This is a genomic window from Treponema sp. R6D11 (assembly GCF_054786075.1).
On sequence record NZ_BDHD01000170.1, the window covers coordinates 1 to 3,594 of the forward strand.

The following is a 3,594-nucleotide window of genomic DNA, read 5'->3' on the forward strand; positions in this document are numbered from 1 at the left end:
AAATATGCGAAAACTACAGCAAAGAATATATATCTCTCGTGCATTTGCGGCATAAACTCAAAACAAGTGAAAAATAAGATAAATCCTATGAAAAACGCCTTTTTTCGAACGTTAAGTTTTGAACCATACCATAAAAGTGCAGATAAAACGGTCGCAAATATCGGCACAACTTTAAGCAAAACAGTATAAATATTTATCTCACCCGATGCAAACTCTTTAAAATTAAGACCGAACATGCTAAAAATATTAAAAGCGTTAAGTGATGAATAATTATGAGCTCCAACTGCGCCTTTAGCAAAAGATAAAATCCATGTAGGATTTAATGTGCCAGAAAACGGATAGCAAATAATTGGCACCAAAATTAAAGATAAAATTATTCCTAAAGTTATATTTAAAATTCTTTTCTTAGGCAATTTGTGGAGTATATAGAACAAATAAATCGGCGCAAAAACAATACATTGCAGCTTAATTAGTATCGCCGCAACATACAGTATCGAAACGAAAAAATGTTTTTGCCAATCGGAAAACCTTTTAGTATCGGACGACAAAAGATAAAGCGATGAAATGATGAACACCATAGGAACACTGTCTATCTGCCCCCAAACAACCGAATCCATTATTATAGCCGGGCAAATCAAAAACATAATAACTATCAAAAATCCACGAGAAGTTTTAAATGTCTTCCTCGCGACTTTAAGCAAAATGAAAGCTAAAATAATATCACAAACTATCGCGGGTAATTTCATGACAAAAGCCTCAGCAAGCGAATACCTAGCTATATTAAAAACAACACGAACCAACCCTTGAGCATATAAAACAAACAAATATAACGGCGGATAATCGCATTTGAACAGACCTTCAGGATTGCTATATAATTTCCCCATACCATGCTTCATCATGGTATAAATCCAATCGGTGAAAATGTTTTGGTCGCCGAGTTCGCCGTATGTTATGAGGCTTGCAAATATTCTAGCTAAACATAAAACACTAATTACACTAAATAAAACTTTATATTTAGTCTGTGGAATTCTATCGCCGAAAATGACAAATAAAGAAAAGACAAGTATTAATAAAGAAAAAACAATCGATACCGCTAGCATACCTGCACGCCCTTTTGGAACACAGCTTTCGGCTCAGCATATAACTCAAGCGGAAACTTATCAAATATCGCTATATCCCCTTGTTTATCCAAATCAATGCTGCCTAAAACATCATCAACACCCAGTATTTTAGCAGGCATAGTCGTAAGCGCTTCTAACGTTTCTAACGGAGGCAAACCATTTTTTGAAGTTAAAGCCGCCGCTAAAGGCAAATGCTCAATTGGTGTTATAGGATGGTCGCTCGATATTGCAACTCTAATACCATTGCTTGCTAAAACAGCAGGAGTGTCAGCTCGCTTGTTTTCAGTTTCATATCTATTCGATCGAGTCATGGTAGGGCCTGTGATGACATCAATATTATTATCTTTTATTAAATCTAAAATTTTGTATCCTTCTGTGGCGTGTATTAGTTTGATGTCTATATCAAACTCTTTTGCTAAATTAATAGCAACTGCAATATCGCTCGATGTATGAACATGTGCGTGAATAGGTATCTTTTTATCCAATACATTCTGCAAAACCTCAGATGCTAAATCAACATCCTTAAACCTATATCTTTTGGCTTTCATTAAACCCTCGCGCAAAATACTAACAGCCTCCATGCGGGTTGTAATCCCCGATTTATGTTTAGTATTCTCACCAAAGGCCATTTTTATAGCAACACACTCATTTATGACTTCTTTAGTTCCAGTAGCAACCAAAGCAATCTGCCCCGAACAAACCGCACCGCTACCAGGAGAAATCGCAACAGTGGTAATGCCTGATTTTACCGCTACATCAAAATCCTTGCTAGAAAAATCGATGCTGTCTGTTACTCGGTATTGCGGCGTAAAAGTTTTACCATACTCATTAGCCTCTTGCCCTGCAGGTTCAAAAAGGCCAATATGTGTATGACAATCAATGAAACCAGGAACGGCATACGCTCCCTCAGCGTCATATTCGTCCTGCCATCTTGGCGCGCTAGACATATCACCAATGGAAATAATAATGCCGTTTTCAACCAAAATATAAGCGTTTTTCAGCTCTTCTCTTCCTATCGGCAAAATATGTGCATTCGTAATTAGCAAAAAACTTCTCCTATTCTAACGCTTTTTTCACTTCTCCTGCAGCGATCGCTCCATCTGCAGCAGCTGTAATAACCTGCCTCATCGGCGTTGTTCGAACATCACCAACAGCATAGACTCTGTCTAAACTCGTCTCCATCTTTCCAATAGTTTTTATAAATTTATATTCATCTAAATCTAATATATTTTGAAATGGCTCACTGTTTGGGTTAATTCCAACTGCAACAAACGCCCCCGCAACTTCTTTTTCAAATTCTTCGCCTGTTTCCTTATTCTGCAAAATTATTTTTTCTAAATTTGCGTCTCCAACAAATTCTTTTGGAACTGTATTTTTTACAATCTCGATGTTCTCGTATTTATCTAACTTGGAAACTATCTCATAATCCGCTCTAAAAACATCTCGACGTATTATTATGCTAACTTTATTGCATAGCCCTGCTAGGAACAACGCATCTTCAACAGCCGTATTTCCACCGCCTATAACCGCAACATCTTTGCCCTTGAAAAAGGCTCCGTCGCACGTTGCGCAATATGAAACGCCCTTGCCTGCAAATTCTTTCTCGCCAGCAATACCAAGCTTAGCAGAACGCGCACCAGTTGCAACAATTATTGCTTTGCAAGAATAGGTTTCATTTTTAGATATCAAGACTTTATCTTCGCCAGCAATATCGTATGTTTCTATTTCGTCATATACAATTTCAGCACCAAATCTTGTCGCGTGATTATAGAAATTCATAGCCAGATCCATACCCGAAATCCCATCAGCAAAGCCAATATAATTATCAACCTCATATGTTTTAACAACCTGCCCGCCTTGAAACTCTCGCTCGATACATATAAAATCAACACCTGCCCGAGCTAGGTATACCGACGCAGCAAGCCCTGCAGGTCCTGCGCCTAATACGACAACGTCTACTTTTCTCATAATCCCTTTCCTTTTATGTATTATTTATTAACTAGTTTATAATCTTTATTTAAATTTTTATAATCTATGTTTTCACTTATGTATATTTGATTATTTTCGTAGACAATAATAATATCTGTTCCTAATTCTTCTAGCTTTTTGATCAGCCTTTCTTGATCTCTTCCTCTTGCTGCAAATAATGCTGTAGCATATGCATCTGCCTGCGCAGGGGATTCATGTATAACGGTGCATGATAAGACTGATTCGTCTGGTTTTAGTCCATTTATAGGGTTATATATATGATCTCCGCGCTCATAATTACCAGATGTTGCGACTGCCAAATCTTTGATATCTAAAACCAATAATAAATCTTCGCTATTTGGATCTTTCAAACCAACTTTCCATTTTTCACCCAACGCAAATATGTCACCACCCGCGTTTATCAAAACATTATTAAATTTAGTATTATCCAGAGCTAAACTCAACGCATACCCTTTATGAAGCGGCTAAGGCATATATGCAACAC

At 37.2% G+C, this 3,594-nt stretch carries 4 protein-coding genes; all 4 read right to left on the reverse strand.

Annotated features, from left to right (window positions below; all coding sequences use genetic code 11):
* A partial coding sequence (locus ACYVTD_RS10585; protein ID WP_461247742.1) for a glycosyltransferase family 39 protein occupies window positions 1-824 on the reverse strand: 824 nt, incomplete at its 3' end.
* A gap of 269 nt (window positions 825-1,093) precedes the next feature.
* The gene (locus tag ACYVTD_RS10590; RefSeq protein ID WP_461247743.1) at window positions 1,094-2,167 is read right to left on the reverse strand and encodes an amidohydrolase family protein; all 1,074 of its coding nucleotides are present in this window, start codon (window positions 2,165-2,167) and stop codon (window positions 1,094-1,096) included.
* Window positions 2,168-2,177: 10 nt separating this feature from the next.
* The gene (gene trxB, locus ACYVTD_RS10595) at window positions 2,178-3,089 is read right to left on the reverse strand and encodes a thioredoxin-disulfide reductase (RefSeq protein ID WP_461247744.1); all 912 of its coding nucleotides are present in this window, start codon (window positions 3,087-3,089) and stop codon (window positions 2,178-2,180) included.
* Between the two features lie 20 nt (window positions 3,090-3,109).
* Window positions 3,110-3,553: an FAD:protein FMN transferase gene (locus ACYVTD_RS10600; protein ID WP_461247745.1), complete on the reverse strand. Its 444-nt coding sequence runs from the start codon at window positions 3,551-3,553 to the stop codon at window positions 3,110-3,112.
* Window positions 3,554-3,594 lie beyond the last annotated feature (41 nt).

Bases quoted from the DNA above. Each gene is read 5' to 3' on its own strand.
- trxB (WP_461247744.1), bottom strand. From the start codon at position 3,089: ATGAGAAAAGTAGACGTTGTCGTATTAGGCGCAGGACCTGCAGGGCTT.